Source organism: Acinetobacter sp. YH01007 (assembly GCF_013420425.1).
GTDB lineage: Bacteria > Pseudomonadota > Gammaproteobacteria > Pseudomonadales > Moraxellaceae > Acinetobacter > Acinetobacter towneri.
In genome coordinates, this window is the sequence record NZ_VOYC01000005.1 from 42,662 (window position 1) to 60,174 (window position 17,513).

At 40.9% G+C, this 17,513-nt stretch carries 13 protein-coding genes and 8 tRNA genes; 5 read left to right on the forward strand and 16 right to left on the reverse strand.

All coding sequences use genetic code 11. From position 1 onward, the window contains the following. Nucleotides 1–5 precede the first annotated feature (5 nt). Together FTT74_RS03565 and FTT74_RS03570 are read right to left on the reverse strand one after the other, a co-directional pair. Nucleotides 6–176: a hypothetical protein gene (locus FTT74_RS03565; protein ID WP_004977313.1), complete on the reverse strand. Its 171-nt coding sequence runs from the start codon at nucleotides 174–176 to the stop codon at nucleotides 6–8. 355 nt (nucleotides 177–531) lie between these two features. Continuing rightward, nucleotides 532–1,506 carry a patatin-like phospholipase family protein gene (locus FTT74_RS03570; protein ID WP_171501123.1) on the reverse strand — a complete coding sequence of 325 codons (975 nt, stop codon included), beginning with the start codon at nucleotides 1,504–1,506 and terminating at the stop codon, nucleotides 532–534. Nucleotides 1,507–1,776: 270 nt separating this feature from the next. On the opposite strand from FTT74_RS03570, the gene chrA reads away from it, so the two are divergent. Then, nucleotides 1,777–3,003, forward strand: coding sequence for a chromate efflux transporter (gene chrA, locus FTT74_RS03575; protein WP_179988572.1), 1,227 nt, complete (start codon nucleotides 1,777–1,779; stop codon nucleotides 3,001–3,003). Between the two features lie 91 nt (nucleotides 3,004–3,094). On the opposite strand, the gene gltS is transcribed toward chrA, so the two are convergent. The 3 genes from gltS to FTT74_RS03590 all read right to left on the reverse strand — a co-directional run bounded on the left by gltS (nucleotide 3,095) and on the right by FTT74_RS03590 (nucleotide 7,799). Further along, nucleotides 3,095–4,336 (reverse strand): sodium/glutamate symporter, encoded by a 1,242-nt coding sequence (gene gltS, locus FTT74_RS03580; RefSeq protein ID WP_179988573.1) that lies wholly within the window; start codon nucleotides 4,334–4,336, stop codon nucleotides 3,095–3,097. A 615-nt stretch (nucleotides 4,337–4,951) separates the two neighbouring features. Beyond that, a complete protein-coding gene (locus FTT74_RS03585; RefSeq protein ID WP_179988574.1) occupies nucleotides 4,952–6,214 on the reverse strand; it encodes a DcaP family trimeric outer membrane transporter in 1,263 nt (420 codons plus the stop codon). 400 nt (nucleotides 6,215–6,614) lie between these two features. Then, nucleotides 6,615–7,799 (reverse strand): multidrug effflux MFS transporter, encoded by a 1,185-nt coding sequence (locus FTT74_RS03590; protein WP_131261542.1) that lies wholly within the window; start codon nucleotides 7,797–7,799, stop codon nucleotides 6,615–6,617. 251 nt (nucleotides 7,800–8,050) lie between these two features. On the opposite strand from FTT74_RS03590, the gene yccS reads away from it, so the two are divergent. From yccS to FTT74_RS03610, 4 genes are all read left to right on the forward strand, one after another. Next, nucleotides 8,051–10,225, forward strand: a complete 2,175-nt coding sequence (gene yccS, locus FTT74_RS03595; protein ID WP_131261543.1) for a YccS family putative transporter — start codon at nucleotides 8,051–8,053, stop codon at nucleotides 10,223–10,225. A gap of 147 nt (nucleotides 10,226–10,372) precedes the next feature. Continuing rightward, on the forward strand, nucleotides 10,373–10,933 hold the full coding sequence (locus FTT74_RS03600) for a YcxB family protein (RefSeq protein WP_004977388.1): 561 nt from the start codon (nucleotides 10,373–10,375) through the stop codon (nucleotides 10,931–10,933). A 155-nt stretch (nucleotides 10,934–11,088) separates the two neighbouring features. Then, the gene (locus FTT74_RS03605) at nucleotides 11,089–13,707 is read left to right on the forward strand and encodes a sulfite reductase flavoprotein subunit alpha (RefSeq protein WP_179988575.1); all 2,619 of its coding nucleotides are present in this window, start codon (nucleotides 11,089–11,091) and stop codon (nucleotides 13,705–13,707) included. Nucleotides 13,708–13,874: 167 nt separating this feature from the next. Continuing rightward, nucleotides 13,875–14,693 carry a YdcF family protein gene (locus FTT74_RS03610; protein WP_154320468.1) on the forward strand — a complete coding sequence of 273 codons (819 nt, stop codon included), beginning with the start codon at nucleotides 13,875–13,877 and terminating at the stop codon, nucleotides 14,691–14,693. A gap of 25 nt (nucleotides 14,694–14,718) precedes the next feature. On the opposite strand, the gene FTT74_RS03615 is transcribed toward FTT74_RS03610, so the two are convergent. The 11 genes from FTT74_RS03615 to FTT74_RS03665 form a co-directional block, all read right to left on the reverse strand. Beyond that, nucleotides 14,719–15,180 (reverse strand): DUF2750 domain-containing protein, encoded by a 462-nt coding sequence (locus tag FTT74_RS03615; protein ID WP_004977378.1) that lies wholly within the window; start codon nucleotides 15,178–15,180, stop codon nucleotides 14,719–14,721. Nucleotides 15,181–15,274: 94 nt separating this feature from the next. After that, nucleotides 15,275–15,350, reverse strand: a tRNA-Val gene (locus FTT74_RS03620). A gap of 101 nt (nucleotides 15,351–15,451) precedes the next feature. Continuing rightward, a tRNA-Asp gene (locus FTT74_RS03625) sits at nucleotides 15,452–15,528 on the reverse strand. 64 nt (nucleotides 15,529–15,592) lie between these two features. Next, nucleotides 15,593–15,668 (reverse strand) — tRNA-Val (locus FTT74_RS03630). Nucleotides 15,669–15,769: 101 nt separating this feature from the next. Next, a tRNA-Asp gene (locus FTT74_RS03635) sits at nucleotides 15,770–15,846 on the reverse strand. A 14-nt stretch (nucleotides 15,847–15,860) separates the two neighbouring features. Beyond that, a tRNA-Val gene (locus FTT74_RS03640) sits at nucleotides 15,861–15,936 on the reverse strand. 21 nt (nucleotides 15,937–15,957) lie between these two features. Beyond that, a tRNA-Asp gene (locus FTT74_RS03645) sits at nucleotides 15,958–16,034 on the reverse strand. 51 nt (nucleotides 16,035–16,085) lie between these two features. Continuing rightward, nucleotides 16,086–16,162 (reverse strand) — tRNA-Asp (locus tag FTT74_RS03650). Nucleotides 16,163–16,188: 26 nt separating this feature from the next. Further along, nucleotides 16,189–16,264 (reverse strand) — tRNA-Val (locus FTT74_RS03655). Between the two features lie 273 nt (nucleotides 16,265–16,537). Next, entirely contained in the window at nucleotides 16,538–17,062 is a 525-nt protein-coding gene (elsL, locus tag FTT74_RS03660; RefSeq protein WP_131261501.1) for a cell wall-recycling L,D-carboxypeptidase ElsL, read from the reverse strand. A gap of 9 nt (nucleotides 17,063–17,071) precedes the next feature. Beyond that, complete coding sequence (locus tag FTT74_RS03665; protein ID WP_004968265.1) at nucleotides 17,072–17,452, reverse strand: YbaN family protein; 381 nt, start codon at nucleotides 17,450–17,452, stop codon at nucleotides 17,072–17,074. Between the last annotated feature and the right edge of the window lie 61 nt (nucleotides 17,453–17,513).

Here is a 17,513-nt window from a genome sequence, read left to right on the forward strand (position 1 = left end):
GACATTTAAACCAAGCGCAGCATTTCCTGCGACACATTGCTATAAGTCAAAGTTTGTTCGGTACTCAGTGCAGCTTCAATCACATAAGAACCATCTGGATTAATCATCGTCACTGTAAAAATAACTTGCTCCATAGTGGCAAGTTTCACCTGCTGTCCAATTTCAAAGCCGTGCATGAAGTATCCCCTCGATTTTTTATAAAGTTTTAAAGTCCTGAAGTACAAAAGTTAGGCTGTCTTGGAAGCATGTTCAATTGGTAAACTGCTTAAAAAACGAATTCAGTAAATGCTACATAGAATAAATGGAAACAGTGCGAAAGAACACGCTAAAAAATTGATTTTAAGTCTAAATACCTCATCTCAGTATTTAGATATCTTTAGGGTATCTTTATTTTTAAACTATAATATCAAATACTTACAAAGAATAAATCTAAGCAATCTAACATTAAAGTTATTTTTATCAAGCACCTAATTAGACTTAAGTTAAATCTGTTGATTTCATTGAATTGACCTAAATGAAGGATCTGGACAGCTATTTAAACTGTCCATAAAGCCCAAAAGTATTACTCACTTTATAGTCTACAATTCTATGCCCATGCGCATAATGATGCTGTTGATAGACCTGATCAATTTTATTTAATTGCGCTGCGGTTGCTTCTGCACCTGCCAGCATAGTCGCTTCGCGCCCTTTTACATCAAAAATATGGGCTTTTTCACGTAAATCGGGTTGAATGACCACATCTGCCAGTTTCAATTCTTCATTGGCCAAATGCTTTTGCATAATATTAATATTTTGGTTAAACAATCCCCACACATTACTGGTTTCAGTATGAATAGGCTGCGCCAAAATATTCACGGCAATCACAATATCTGCCCCTAAATCGCGTGCAACCTTGACAGGTACAGGGCTCACTAAACCACCATCGACATATTCATGTTCTGCAATTTTAGTAGGTACAAACATACTTGGGATAGACACTGACGCACGCACTGCCTGCCCCGTATTGCCATAATTAAATACGACTTTTTTGCCTTCTTTTAATTCAGTCGCCACCACGTACATCGGGATTTTAAATTGCTCCAAACGGAGTTGATCGACTTGTGCATTGACATAATTTTCAACTTTTTTACCATCAAAAAAGCCTTTTAAATCTAAAGTCACATCCCGCACATCATTGGCTTTCATATTCATGGCAATTTCACGTAATTGCTGTGCATTTTTACCACTGGCATAAATTGAACCGACAATGCTGCCTGCGCTGCTGCCCACAATAAAATCAGGATGAATACCGTACTGCTCAAGTACTTCAATTACTCCAATATGTGCATAACCACGAGCACCACCACTGCCCAAAACCAATGCAACAATTGGACGTTTTTTTTGTTGTTTTAACTGACGAAAATCAATTTGATTCAGGCGCGACTCTGCTTCAACCACGGGCTGCGACTCACGCAAAGTTTGAGTCGAAAATTGCTGCTGCGATGGCACCACCTGACATCCCACCATCAGTAATGCTGTAAGAGATACATACCCAATTTTCATAATGACCTTCTTGAATCCATAGGTTTCAGTCGATATTTCACCATCAATCGTGTCAAGGTTGATCAGCCTACTTGATACAGCAACCCTCTTAACGTCAACAGTTATGCTCTCTGTTTTTACCTTGCATGAGCGCCCATAGTCTATCTATTATTTTAACCGATCCTTGTAGTAATTCGTTAAACTGTCACGTCTAGCCACTACAGTGGCGCACAATTTGAATCTATCTAAAATAATATGCAACCACCTTCTTATTCCTTATTATTCTGGATTTTTCTGCAATTAGGTTGTCTGTCTTTTGGTGGGCCTGCAGCGCATTTGGTGTTTTTCCATCAGCGTTTTGTGCAACAACTGAAATGGCTAGATGAATCCCAGTATTCACAAATTGTCGCACTTGCACAACTCTTACCTGGCCCAACTAGTAGTCAGGTGGGGTTAGCGATTGGTTATTTGCAAAAAGGCTATTGGGGTGCAGTCCTAGCTTGGTTGGGTTTCACCCTACCTTCAGCGTTGTTTATGGCTTTGGTTGCAGTTTTGGGACATCAATATTTAGATGTACTGTCGTCAAATAGCTTTCACAGTATTCAACTGATCGTATTGGCCGTGGTGGCTTGGGCATTTTGGCAAATGTTGCGTAGTTTTTGTAAAACGGTTTGGCAATATGCCTTAATGTTTGCTTCTGCCCTATTTATTTATCTGATGCCCTTGAGCTTCAATCAAGTTTTAGTGATTCTGATTGCAGCTTGTTTTGGCATTTGGATGGCGAAACGCGCAGCACCAACTGCTGCACAATCATCCACCAATACAACGGCGACAGATACGCATTTTACTGCGGCACATTTACTCAAACATCGTCGTTATGCTGTATTTTGGGCAGTACTTTTTGTTGCACCCTTTATTGTGCTGTCAGGTCTAAACTGGCTGCAACCTCAATTACTCTATGCAGCCAATTTAAGTTTCTATCAAGCCGCATCTTTGGTCTTTGGCGGTGGGCATGTCATTTTGCCTTTATTGCATCAAGATTTTGTTAGCACAGGCTTAGTCAGTGCAGAACAGTTCGATTTGGGTTATGCCATGGCGCAATTGGTGCCTGGCCCACTGTTCAGCTTTGCAACATATTTGGGCAGTTTGATTCCAATGACAGAATCAACGCTGCTGAATGCGACTTTAGCTACATTGGCTATTTTTCTGCCATCTTTCTTTTTGGTATTTTCGACTTTGCCTTATTGGTCTTGGTTAATGCAGCAAGCCTATATTCGTCATGCGGTTACAGGGATTAATGCAGCGGTAGTCGGTTTGCTGCTGTATATGGTGCTCGAAATGGCACAGCGTCATATTTTGAGTATTGCTGATCTGCTGTTTATTGTTTTGGTGATTGGATTATTAAAATCCAAACTACCTGTTTGGCTCAGTCTAATTAATAGTTTCCTGGTCTATACAGCATTCTTGCATTTCATGGCTTAAATGAAAAATGCTACAGATCAAATAAAAATGCCAGTTCAATTGAACTGGCATTTTTTGTGGATGACTGAATCAAGCCTGAATGCTTTGGAGCTTAGCCACCAAAGAATTTTAGAATAGATTGAATCACCGCAACGTTAATTAAATCGACAAAGAATGCACCACACAGCGGCACAATCAAGAACGCTTTATAAGATGGACCATACATATTGGTAATGGCCTGCATATTGGCGACTGCTGTTGGCGTTGCCCCCATCCCAAAACCACAGTGTCCTGCTGCCAACACGGCTGCATCGTAGTTTTTCCCCATAAGACGGAAGGTCACAAAAGCTGCATATAACGCCATTGTGAGTGCTTGCGCACCTAAAATCACCATCAACGGACCTGCCAAATCGGCCAATTGCCATAGTTTGAGTGACAACAACGCCATCGCCAAATATAACGATAAAGATGCATTCCCAAACACATCAATCGCACGGTCAAAAATATTAACTTTAAAAATACTTTCTAAGACATTACGCAGAACCACACCGCCCGCCAATGCCCAAACGAAAGTTGGTAATTCAAACATCGTGCCTTTGGCAGCGCCTGTCATAAATTCGGCAAATGCCAAACACGCTGCAAATAAACCTAAAGTAGTAATGGCATTATCTGCTGTAATTAAACGCACCTGATGCGGATATTCAAATGGAATAAACTCATTGGAATCTTGATCCGCAGGTGTATTATCGCGTTTTTCATTTTGTTCGTCGGTACGTGGTATAGCCAATTGATGACGGTTGATTAAAGTTTTAGCCAGTGGACCACCAATTAAACCACCAATAATTAAACCAAAGGTCGCACTTGCCATGCCCAGTGCCAAAGCACCTTGAATACCATATTGGGTTTCTAAAATTTCACCCCACGCACCTGCTGTACCATGACCGCCAGTTAAAGTAATCGATCCTGCAATTAAACCAATTAGTGGATCAATACCTAACAATGTTGCAAGACTAATGCCGACAATGTTTTGCAACACAATAAATGTGGAAATTGCAATCAAGAAAATAATTAAACCGATTCCGCCCTGACGCAATTTTGTGAAGTTCGCGCTTAAACCAATCGAGGCGAAGAAAATAAGCATAAAGCTAGTTTGCAATGCGCTACTGGTGGTAATGCTATAACCCCAAAATTGATTCACCAACAATGAAACAATAGCGGCAACCAAACCACCTGCAACAGGTTCAGGAATATTATAGCGTTTTAAAAAATCAATTTTATTGACTAAAAGTCGCCCTAAGAGCAGGACGATGACCGCAGCAATCAGCGTATAAAACGCATTAAAAGTAAATTCCATGGCAATATCCATATAGTGATTGCAGATTGTTTTTAATATGATGAAGAGCTGTCTATGCAAACCAAAGCATTTGCATCACTATGACTCTAAATCAACTAAAAAATGCCGCAATACAAAGTATGTAAACAGTATCGTATTTGACCGAAGTTTAAGAGGTATGCATTTCGCTCAGCCAACCCATCCTTTGGTTTCACTCAAGCGTTATCATCTGCGTTTGCCTAGAACAGAAGAAAAGAAAGACAAAAGACAGTATTTTCACTTTCGGGGTGACTTCGAGTGCAAACAACTGAATCGGCTTAACACTGAGAGGTAATCTCATATAAGCTCCAAAATATCTGAGGTGGATAAATACCTTCCGATAAAGATATTCAACCACTTGATAAAAAACAGCAAGATTAAAGGTCGATCATTATGCATTTTTTTTGACAAAAAGCTGCTATTTTCTGCGGTTTTTTCTAAAAATTTTAATGATTGTTTTCAGCTATAAGTGAAAGTTAAAGCATTTTATAAAAGTGAATAAAATTTAAGTTATTGAGTGAATAACATAAATTTTCAAAATAAAAAAACAGAGCTTAAAATTAAGCTCTGTTTTGGATTGTACTCAAAAGGAGTGACTTAGAAGCTATAACGTGCCATAAAGCCTACACGGTCATCACTGAATTTTTGACCTTTGAAAGTTTCACGCTCACCATTGATATATTCAATACCTAAATCGACTGGTTTTACAGGTGAATAGATAAAGTTAATCCACGCTTGTTGTACTTTCTCATTAGCATCATCATTTATACGCGCATAGTCTGTACCATCATCGGCAAATAAAGCACCGTAGGCTAAAGTTGAACGTAGTTGTGGTGAGAAATTATAGGTTGCACCCACTTGTACACCAATCGTTTCATTTTGCTCAATGCTATTACCATCAACTACAAATGCTGTGTTATTACCATATAAGTAATTGCTGTTACCTTTTACATATGATACGTCTGCAGATACTTTTAAAGGTTCTGCAACTTGATAATTCGTACCTACAGCAGCACCCCAACCAGTTTTATCATCATTTGCCGCTTCTGATTTGTAATGTTCAACCAATGCACGTGCAGAAGCTAAACCTTTACCATCAGCAAAACCTTGAGTCACTTTTGCTGTTAACACCGGGGCACGATAAGTTACATCACTATCTGTAGCTGAACTATTCCCTTCTTCAGCCGAAACAAATAATTCTGTTGCAGGCGCTAATTTTTGGCTATAACGTATTTGTGGCACACGTGCAGTACCACCTGATCCACCAATGTTCGTACTAAAGTCAATCATTTCTGGCGCATGTACTGAAGCAAAGCTTGAAGTCGTTTGACCAAATAACCAGTTATTTAAAGTCAAATAAGCATGACGGATACGCAAGTTGTCAGATCCGCTTGCAAAGTCAACCTCAACTTTACCGCCTACTTTGTTGTCACCAACAGGTGTATTAAAGTCTAAACCTAAGCGGGTGACTTTTGCGGTAGCACGTAATTTGTCACTTGCTTCTTCTTTACTTGTATGTGCTGAGTTAAAGTCATTATCCGCACCTTTAATAATATAGTTTGCATCACCACGGATCGAACCATAAATAGAAACATCTGCACCAGATTTAGACTTTAAACTGCTTAATGCACTTACAGGTGCAGCAGGCTTCGCCTGTTGTACTTGGGCAATTTGAGTTTGCTGCTGTTGTTGTACTTGCTGTTGTTGCTGAATTAATGATTTTAACGCTTCAACTTCTTGACGAAGTTCTTGAATTTGTTGTTGCTCAGTTTTTGCTGCGTGTGCAGTACCTACCATTAAAGTTGTAACAGCAATAGCTAAACCTTTGATCATAAACTGACCGTTGAGTAATTGACTCATTCATTTCTCCAAAATAAAACAACGCTGCATCCGTGCATGATGATTTTGTTCGTCATCTATCGATTTCACATCGAATTATAAAAATGGCTTAAAAATCAAAACACTTTTGCCAAATAGTCCAAGACACCCAAATATTTAAAATATTACAATTTGTGTCATTTATTACAGGCTTCAATCTATCAAGTTATGACGTTTATTAAAATCAGTTTTCCCGAATAAGAAATCATAATTAATCATAATTATAGATTTAAACAATTAAACCATATAAAATTCAATACTTTAAATAGGTGGATTATTCAAGTATTTACACCACCATTAGACTATTGTATATATTTCAGTTCTGTCTAAAAGCCCGATTTTTTCGAAAAAAATCACCATTTGAAAAAGTATTGACCCCAACTCAATCTGATTGAGGTTGCAAAATATGAAAAACGGCAAACATCCCAAACCCAATAAATAGCAGCATTAATACAGCCATATTCAGCAAAGCACTGCCTGTTAAAAAGTTGAGTAACACTCCACCAATCAAGCCACAAAAGAATTGCACACTGCCCATGACCGCACTGGCTGTTCCTGCACGTGCGCCTTGTTTTGCCATAGCTAGTGCCATGGCATTCGGGCCTGTAAAACCAATCCCAGACACGGCAAGAAATAAACCGACCATCACCAATGCCAAAGGTGCATACCCCAAACTACCTGCAAGCAGTAGAATGACCGCACCACTCAGTTGAATCATGCTGCCCAATTTTAAGCGTTGTAACACACCCAATTTGCCACTGATTTTTTTATTCAGGGTCGAAAACAGCATAATACCAATCGCATTGGCACCAAACACATAAGCAAAAGCTGTTTCACTCAAGCCATATTGATCCATCATGACTGCACTTGAACCGCTGATATAGCAAAACAATGCCCCACCAGTCAGACAGCCTGCCAACATTGGAAAACGAAAATCACGATCTTTTAAAATGGCAAAATATAAGGTCAGTACTTGCTGAAAGTTCAAATTTAAACGACGTTCTTTCGCCAAAGTTTCTTTAAAAAAGAAGTGCACACATAAACAGCAAATAATTCCAACGCAGGTCAGCACTACAAAAATAGCTTGCCAATTCATCCATCTAAGTACCCATGCACCCAGCGTAGGTGCAATAATGGGCGCAATGGTCATCACAATCATCATGCTCGAAAAAGCTTGAGCGGATGTTTGCAAATCTAAGCGATCACGAATAGCTGCTCGTGCAATTACCACACCTACACAACCACCCAAAGCCTGCAAAATACGTGCAGCAATCAGTCCCCATTCATTTTGTGCAAACACGCACAACATACTGGCGAGTGAAAATAGTGCCAAGCCAAAATATAAAGGCGGCTTACGTCCAATCCGATCACTCAGCGGCCCGTAAATCAGTTGACCCAATGCCAAACCTAAAAAGTAGGCAGGCAAACTGTTTGCGACCATTTGGGTCGATACGCCAAACTCGCTTGCCATAACGGGCAAGGCAGGCAAATACATATCAATCGATAAAGGCCCAAGCGAAGTCAATAACGCCAACAATAAAATCCACGCAGTCGAATATTGCCGCATGTTGGGTTGTTGCGCAGATGGTGGCGTACTGCTTGAACTTGGCAGCGTTTTCGATATGCTCATATTTTATGATGAAATGACAGATGTACAGACAAGCTTACACGCTCCATAGTATGATTTGTTGTGATCAAAGATGAATTTTCACATATTAGGTACTCTAGACATCTCATCTACAGTTACAATGTACGCAAACCTTCATCTTGCAGCATAAATCTCTGTTTAGACAGAAAAGTTTACTTAAAGGAATGATGTTGAAACCTTGGCTGATAAAGCTCAAACAAGCGACCTATAACACCACATTTATGTATAACATCCGCATGCTCATTGCATTTGCGGGAACTGCTTTTGTTCCCTATTTTATGGGGATGCAGCTTGCCACTATTCCTTTAACTTTAGGTGTGCTTGCCGCAGGTTTGAGTGATATTGATGACCGTTTTTCGGTGCGTATTGTCAATCAGCTCTATACCTATATTGGTTTCTTTGTTACCGCCACATCAATTCAGTTTTTATTTCCGCATCCTATTTTATTTGCTACAGGCTTAATCCTGTCGTGTATTGTCTTAATTTTGCTCGGTTCGCTCGGACGACGTTATGCCACCATTTCTTATGGCTGTTTGGTGGTGTCGGTCTATTCCATGCTTGGCGTCAACCTATTTGATGACTGGTACATGCAGCCGCTGCTTTTGGTTTCGGGCGCAATTTGGTACGGCTTAATTTCGACCATCAGCTTTTTACTGTTCCCTGTTCGTGCCTTACAAGACAAACTTTCACTCAGTTATTCTTCTTTGGGTGATTTTTTATTTGCCAAATCAAATCTATTTGATGTGGATATGACTGCACCGAGTTATCAACAAAGTATCATTGATTTATCACTTGAAAATGGCAAATTAATTGCGATTTTTAACGACTTAAAAACCGCTTTACTGACCCGTTTAAAAGGCGACCGTGGGCAAAAAGATACCCGACGCAGCTTACAATATTATTTTGTCGCACAAGACATTCACGAACGTGCCGACTCTGCACATATTGATTATCAAAAACTGGCGAAAATATTTCAGCACAGCGATATTTTATTTCGCTTCCAGCGTATTTTGTCGATTCAAGGCAAAGCCTGTAAAGATTTAAGCGAAAGCATTTTGCATCGTAAACCTTATGTGCATAACAAGCGTTTTAAACATGCTTTTGAAAATCTTAAACAGTCTTTAGAAAAACTGCGCAGTGAACAGCAATATGACCAAGTCTGGATTAATGCACTGTTTGCCTTATACCAAAACCTGAAATCAATTGATGCTCAACTGCGTAACCTTGAAACCGAACGTAATATTAAACTGGATAAATCCAAACATATTGAACAGCAACTGAAAGATGATGACTTAAAAAGTTGGGATGATATTGTCATTCGGATTAAGCAGCATTTAACCCCCGAATCGGTTTTGTTCCGCCACGCCATTCGTTTGTCGATTGTGCTGTTGATTGGCTATATTTTTGTGCAAGTCACCAACATTCAATATGGCTACTGGATTTTACTGACCGCCCTGTTTGTGATGCAGCCTAACTTTAACACCACCAAACGGCGTTTACGTTTGCGTATTATTGGGACGTTAGCAGGGATTGTAGTCGGCTACACCATTTTATATTTTGTACCGTCCGTTGAAGGGCAATTACTGGTTTTAGTGATTAGTGGCATGTTGTTCTTTGAATTGCGCAGTAAACAATATGCACAAGCCACTGCCTTTATGACCATTTTGGCGCTGATGAATTTTAACCTAGAAGGTTTGGGCTATGCCGCAGCTGTGCCACGTATGGTCGATACCTTAATTGGTTGTGCGCTAGCATGGTTTGGCGTGAGTTTTATCTTCCCCGATTGGAAATTCCGTCGTTTATCACGCACGATTCGCCGCTCACTCACCGCGCAATGTGGCTATTTGGCAGAAGTGATTGAACAATATAAAAATGGACGCAACAACGGTTTGAATTATCGTGTCGTGCGCCGTGCTGCTCATAATACCGATGCAGAAGTTGCTTCACTGATTTCAACACTCGCCACCGAACCTGATTTTGACCCCAATCAAAAAGCTCAAGCCTTTGAGTTCTTGTGTCTAAATCACACCTTTATTAGCTATATTGCTGCACTTGGTGCGCATCGTGACAAAATTGACGATCAGGAAGTCTTGCAACTGCTCGATCAAGCAATGGACGATATTCAAGGTGCTTTACTGAAAGATGAAACGCCAGATTTAAGTGCACACAACATGTTGCAAACCATTCGTCAGCGTTTAAGCCAAAACAAAGAAGAAGATCAAAAATCATTAATTATTTTGCAGCAATTATCTTTGATGATGAGTATCTTGCAACAATTAAGTCGCTTAAAACAAAGTTTAAGCCACGAACATGATCAGGACGCAACTGAACTGGCGTCTTTATAAACAATCCTGCAAACGGTCAGTGCCTACTTATTCGCCCTAAGCTGCACAAGTATTCACCGACCTTAGCATGATTTTGCGACAATATACTCACTGCATGACAGCAATTAATGCTAAACTTTTTATAGTTTTAAATTTGTTAGTTTCACTATGACCGCGAAAAGTTTATACGCCTATACCCTACAGCCTGTGATCTACGAAGTTTCTGAAGAAGAACAACGTCACGCACAACTGGTAATTTGGCGCAGTACCAATAAAATTGGCATGAAAGCATGGATTATTATGGGTGTGATTGTTGCCCTTTCCATTTTAGGCATTCTGCTATTAAAAAATTATTCGACAATTTTCTGCTGGGTTGCCATTGTCTGTGTGGTGCTCTACCTGCTCGTGCGTAAATACGGCTTGGAATGGTACGTTAAGCGAAAAATGAATGAATTTCCTGTTCAAGAAATTAAAGGGATTCGTTTAGGCGTACAGCCGCACGGTATCGTGATGCGTCAGCAAATGGGCGCTCAAGAAGGCGTGGGTGCAATTGGCTGGAAAGATGTGTATGAATGGTACAATACCCCTGAGTTTATCTTGATGAACTTCAAAGTAAAAGGTCAGCAAGGTGCTTATATTCTGCCTAAGCGTATGGACAGCAAGAACTTTTCGTTCAACACCATTCGCAAGCATTTGACTGAAGCTGCAGGCGAAGCCAAGCAAATCTAAATATCCCTATTTAAAAATAAACCTCTATCCCCTGTGATGGAGGTTTTTTTTGCTTAAAATTAAAACAATGAACGATAATGAGAATAAATAGCATTTGCATTAACTTCATCTCTGCATTATTCTGCATCACAATTCATACTCAACAACCAACGCTTATGCTGAAGAAAGCCTTTTTCCAAATTCACTGGTTCCTTGGTATTACTGCAGGACTGATCTTGTCACTCATGGGCGTGACAGGTGCGATTTATTCCTACGAACAAGAAATTCTAAAATGGATGAATCCGAACAGTTATCAGGTACAAGTTGAGCAGAAAGCCAAACTAAGCCCTGCAGAAATTTATCAACATTTTCAGCGTACCCAACCTGACTATAAAATTAATAGCATCACCGTTGCAAAAGACCCAGCTGCATCTTCAACCATCAATATTGCGAAAGAAGGTGCAAAACGTGGACAAAATATCCTGATTAATCCTTACTCGGCAGCAGTGTTGCCTGAAATTCGGGGACGTGAATTTTTCCAGTTTATTCAGCAATTACACCGCAACTTAACCGTAGGGCCTATTGGTAAACAAATTACAGCCGCATGTACCCTCATGTTGTTGTTCTTTGTGTTAAGTGGCATTTACCTACGCTGGCCGAAACGCCATTCATTTAAACAATGGTTTGCGCTCAAACCTCAATTAAAAGGACGTAATTTTATTTGGGACTTACATGCCGTAGTGGGCACGTGGGTCGTGATTTTCTATCTAGTTTTGGCATGCACAGGACTGTATTGGTCGTATGAGTGGTGGCGCAATGGCATGTTTAAAGTCATGGGTGTGGAAAGACCACAAGCGCAATTGCAAGCAGATGGACGCAACAAACCTGTAAATTCAAATGCTCAAGCACTCCATCAAGCTGCGCAAATGCAGACTGCGGAACATCGCCCAAATACCACAAAACCAGCCAAACAAAATACACTGGATCAGGCACAAATCAATCTTGCATTGACTCAGGCATGGCAGCATTTCCCGCAGCAATTGGGACAGGATTATTCCAGCATCACTTTTAATGTGCCTAAACATGCCAATAGTGAAATTGAAATCAACTTTGTCGATGCCATTCCACAACATGAACGTGCCCGCAATAGGGCAACTTTTGATTATCAACAAGCACGTATTACTCAACTTGAATTATATGTAGACAAACGGCTTAATGAAAAAATCATGAGCAGTATGCTGCCTGTGCATCGCGGTAGTTTCTTTGGGCCTGTTTATCAATTTTTGGCAATGCTTTCTGCCTTGATGATGCCACTATTTTTCATCACAGGCTGGATGTTGTATTTAAAACGTCGTAAACAAAAGCGTTTGACTCTTGCTGCACGTCAAATCCACACTCAATTTCAGATCGACCCAAATGCTGAACACTGGCTCATCGTCTATGCCAGCCAAACAGGTACTGCCGAACAATTGGCATGGCGTACTGCAACTAGTCTGCAAGAGGCACATCAACCTGTCATAGTCAAAGCTCTGCAACATCTCAGCCTTGAAGACCTTAAAAACACCACCCAACTGTTATGTATTGCCAGCACCTATGGCACAGGTGATGCACCCGATTTGACATCAAGTTTTGTGAAAAAAATCCTACCGCAAACCTGTGACCTGAGTCATTTGCGTTATGCAGTACTGGCTTTAGGTTCACGTGAATATGCAGATCATTACTGCCGTTTTGGACATACGATTGCTGCATGGCTGCAACGTAATCAAGCACATGCCTTGTTCAATACCATTGAAGTAAATAATGCCAATCCTGCAGACATACAGCGTTGGAATCAGGCTTTGGTACAGGTCACACAACTTGACTTACCAAGTATGCATATCGAAAAAACTTTTGATACATGGACCTTACAGCAACGTGACTTGCTAAATCCCAACAGTTTAGGCGCACCCGCCTTCAATATTGAACTGTTAGCACAACATGATGTGCATTGGTCTGCAGGTGATATTGCAGAAATTCAGCCTGAAAACAGCACTGCACGGATTCACGCCTTTTTAAAACAGCATCAACTCGATGCCAATACAATTCTTGCTGATGGTCAGCAAACCTTAGTACAGGCTTTGGCAGATAAAGACCTCACCGCGCCAATTCAGACATTTAAAACTGCGGATGAATTATTGGCACAACTTTCACCCTTGCCTAGTCGTGAATATTCAATTGCCAGTATTCCTTCACAACAGGTTTTAAGACTTGTGGTGCGTCAAAAATTCGATGCTCAAGGCGAGCTTGGCTTAGGTTCAGGTTGGTTAACTGCACATGCTGCACTTGGGCAAAATATCGCATTACGCATTCGCAATAATCCATCTTTCCATTTAATTGATGATGACCGCCCAATTATTTGTATTGGCAACGGTACAGGGCTTGCAGGATTAATGAGCTTATTGCATGCACGTACCCGCCTGAATTACACCCAAAACTGGTTGTTTTTTGGTGAACGTCAGCAAGCGCACGATTACTTTTATCAGCACACCATCGAGGCTTGGCAAAGCACAGGTATGCTACAACGCCTTGATTTGGCCTTTTCCCGTGATCAAGCCGAAAAAGTCTATGTACACCATAAGTTACGCGAACAGGCTGAAGAATTAAAACGCTGGATTGAACAAAATGCCGTGATTTATGTCTGCGGTAGCATTCAAGGCATGGCCAGTGATGTCGACCAAGCCTTAAAAGATATTTTGGGTGAGACTCAACTGGAACAATTACGTCAGCAAGGACGTTATCGCCGAGATGTGTATTAGGATTTGTTGACACTTTTTAAATGGCTTGCGCTGTAGCTCTATAGCTAAAACTTGGCAATTCACCCAAGTTTTATCCATAGCCTCAGCCGAAACATAATTCAGTTGAGGCAAAATTTTTCAGCAGCTTCGGCTATACTGTTTGTACAGCATCACAGTACAATAAAATTATGCAAGGCATGCAAGCAAGTCACGTACAAACACAATTTAGTCTATTTAAAAGAATATTGAGTAGCCTAATTGGATTAATTTTAGTATTGGATGGTGCCTATCTCATCAGCTTAAAGAAAATTCATTTCGGCACCGTTTTACCTGTTTTAATAGGCATGATGCTGCTGTGTTATGCCATTTTCTATACTTGGATTCAAAGCTACTTAAAACAACATACACGCTTAGATTGGCTGTGGAAATTCGGTTGGGGCGTATTTTGGCTGTGGTGCATCAGCCTGCTGATCTTTTTTACTTATATTCATTTCAGTACACAGCAGCAAAATACTGTAACCAACAATGCTAAAGTGGTGATTGTACTCGGCAGTGGCATTGAAAATGGACAACCATCGCCCACGCTCGCCAAACGACTGGATACAGCAGCCGCGTATGCCTTGGAGCATCCTCAAAGTTATTTCATTGTTAGTGGTGGCCCTGCATTTGCGGAACAACTCACTGAAGCACAGGTGATGTCTAATTATTTGCAACAACGTTATGCAATTGCAGCATCACACATTATCTTGGAAACCCAAAGCACCAGTACGGCATTTAATTTGAAAAACAGTCAGCCCTTGCTGCATACATTAGGCACAGATAAAACCCAACCGATTATAATTGTCACCAGCGACTTTCACACACCACGTGCAGCAGCCATTGCCAAACGACAAGGATACACACAGTTCAGCATGCTCAGTGCAACGACACCACTCTATACCCGCTATAACGCATGGTTACGCGAGTATTTTGCTTATATCAGTGGTTGGCTGCTGAATGAGTATTAAAAATAAAATCTAGCAAGCAGATCGCTTAATTCAAACGTATCGAGCGTGGTAAAGGAATTTGCATATCTTTAAAAAATTCAGGTTTTTGCATATACACCTGATACAAATAATTTTTTAGATCAAGCAATAACTTTTCAGGGGCAACCAATACATTCTGCCCTTCTGGGCTTAGATTCATCGAAATATTGGTGGCTTCCTGACGTAAAAATGGAATCACTTTTTCAATAAAATCTTTCAGTGAAATTTCTTCGACTTGATAATTGGCCCAATTGTCTTTAATTAACAGTTTTGCCAGACTTTTATTTTGCCACATTGCAAAAGCACGTTGCCCTGTAGGCGTGGCACAGAGCGCCCAGCCATCTTCATACAATGCAAAAACATGCCCCTGAGACACAATGGTCTCAATAAATTGCTTGTAAATATCTTGTGCATTATAAGTTTGCGTTGCTTGCTTAGATGCAGCTTTACGTTGATAAGGATTTCGCATAAGTCACGGATATTAGTATTATTATTAAATAAAAATTTTAGGCGAATTTATTGCAATACGCAAGTAATATAAGATAAATGAGGATGAAAGGATATGGTGGGCGCTGACGGGATCGAACCGCCGACATTCTGCTTGTAAGGCAGACGCTCTACCAACTGAGCTAAGCGCCCTGAAGATTAAAAAATAACATCGTTATTTTTTATGATGCAAGACAAGCAAAGAACGTCGTCTTGAACTTTGAAATACATTTTTCACATCAGGGAATGAAAAATGGCGCAGCGGACGGGGCTCGAACCCGCGACCCCCGGCGTGACAGGCCGGTATTCTAACCAACTGAACTACCGCTGCAACGGTAATTGCGTAAGCAATTAAGGTCTTTTTTGTATGTATGCCAAGCATAAATACTAAAATATGGTGGGCGCTGACGGGATCGAACCGCCGACATTCTGCTTGTAAGGCAGACGCTCTACCAACTGAGCTAAGCGCCCTGATAAGATCAAAACAATATTTTGTTCTGATTTTGCAAAACTGTCAAACTTTGCATCATTTCAGTTTAAGTCTATCAGGCAACCTAAACTTTTCTTTTGAATGGCGCAGCGGACGGGGCTCGAACCCGCGACCCCCGGCGTGACAGGCCGGTATTCTAACCAACTGAACTACCGCTGCATCGCAAAAGAATCTGGTGGGCGCTGACGGGATCGAACCGCCGACATTCTGCTTGTAAGGCAGACGCTCTACCAACTGAGCTAAGCGCCCTCAAAAGCAATTTTATGTAAATGGCGCAGCGGACGGGGCTCGAACCCGCGACCCCCGGCGTGACAGGCCGGTATTCTAACCAACTGAACTACCGCTGCACTTACACAAAGTCACTATTGTGGTACAAACAATGGTTAAAGAATCTTAAGTGGCGCAGCGGACGGGGCTCGAACCCGCGACCCCCGGCGTGACAGGCCGGTATTCTAACCAACTGAACTACCGCTGCACGTAAGAATCTATAACGTAAAGGCTTGGTGGGCGCTGACGGGATCGAACCGCCGACATTCTGCTTGTAAGGCAGACGCTCTACCAACTGAGCTAAGCGCCCTTAACGTCTTTATCGTTTGTGAGGTGCATTATAGAGAATCTTTACCGCCTGTCAAACGCTTTTCGGCTTGTTTTCAGTTTTTTGTGACTGAGTGATTAAAAAATAGGTGATCCGCTATAAAAACAAACAAATTCTGCAAGTTATTTTAGTTTTCAAGCAAAATTAATGTGCTTTTCAACTTGTTAGCTCTGCAATCTATCTGCTCAATATGTTGGTTTTTTATGTTGTGATAGATACAACTTTATTCAATTAACTCGCACCATCAACGCACCATCAACCAAGCAACCCTAAGCTATTTAAATCTAGCTTGTGTTCAGAAATATAAACCAAGGCTTTTTCTGGAATCAGTTCAAACAATTCTAAAATATCGTGGTTACGCATCCGAATACAGCCATGCGATGCAGGAATGCCCATCGGTTCTGTGTCTGGTGTGCCATGTATATAAATATAACGCTGAAAAGTATCGCAGCCGATGCCTTGATTAAAACCTTCTTGCAAACCACTGAGCCATAAAATGCGGCTCAAAATCCAGTCTCGTTCAGGAAATTGTTCAGCTAAATCTAAATTGTAAATTTCCCCTGTCGGTTGACGTGCAATGAACACTGCATTTTCAGGTTCATTTTCACCAAACTTTAAAGCGACTTCATGCCAGCCACGTGGTGTTTTACCACTATTTTCAGTTTCACCAATGCCATTCACACCACTCGAGATGACGTAGAGTTTCTGATGCTTCGGCAAATATAAAGTTTGCTCGGCTAAATCAATCAAAATATCTGCTTGTGTGTATAAAAAAGACATTGCGCTACCCTATTCTTCTTCTTTCGTGGGCGGCTGTGGTTCAGGACGTAACCACAACCAAATACACACCACCAACATGGTGGTATTGGTAAAAATTTTGACCGCAACGGGCGCAGTTGTGAACAGCATGATCACGGCACTAATACTCATCATGATCGTTGCAAACCATTTGGCTTTACGCGGTACAGTACCATTGGCGCGCCAATCTCTGAGTGTACTGCCATATTTAGGATGATTCAGTAACCAGTTGTCCATTTGCGGCCAACCGCGTGACGATGCCCAAGCTGCTAAAATCAAAAAAACTGTAGTAGGCATACCCGGCAACAATGCACCAATAAAGCCAAGGATGACAAAGATCACCACTAAACTTCGCCATAACAAGCTTTGCATACCACTGTCCTAAACTACGAATTGCGGTAGTATAAAGCGTTTTTTAATTTTCCGTTGTAAT